The sequence below is a fragment of the Knoellia aerolata DSM 18566 genome, assembly GCF_000768695.1.
Lineage (GTDB): Bacteria > Actinomycetota > Actinomycetes > Actinomycetales > Dermatophilaceae > Knoellia > Knoellia aerolata.
Window position 1 is genome coordinate 1 of record NZ_AVPL01000184.1, and the last position, 444, is coordinate 444.

Sequence of the window (444 nt, forward strand, 5' to 3'; positions counted from 1 at the left end):
AGGCTCGGCGCTTTCAGGGCGCGGGTCAGGAACGCCAGCTCGGCCTGCACGTCCCGGGAGGCGCTGTTGTTGGCGGGCATCAGGCGACCTCCTCACCGGTGATCCCGAACGCGGCGTCGTACACGCCCAGGTCACGCTGCTCGACCACCTCGCACTGCTGCGGTGCCGGGTTGGGCGTGCGGGCCCGCGCAGCCAGGGCCAGTGCTGCGGCGTGGTGGGCCGGGTCGGTGATGCTCTGGTGCCGCGCCCAGCACCGGTCATGCTCAGCGACGGCTCGCCCGGCGAGGGTGACGGTCACGGTGTCCAACCCGGCCAAGACCTGCACCTGACGACCGACCGCGGCCGGGTCCACGGAGTAGTCGTTGCCGTCCAAGCGCACGTAATGGTCCCGCGGCAGGCGGACCTGGTGGCGCCACCCGATCGTCGGCGGCACCGGCGGCAGGG

General features: G+C 73.0%; 1 protein-coding gene. It reads right to left on the reverse strand.

Going from position 1 to position 444, the window contains the following annotated elements:
- Positions 1–79 precede the first annotated feature (79 nt).
- On the reverse strand, positions 80–444 hold a 365-nt coding region (locus N801_RS19245; RefSeq protein WP_035941144.1), incomplete at its 5' end, for a Mu transposase domain-containing protein.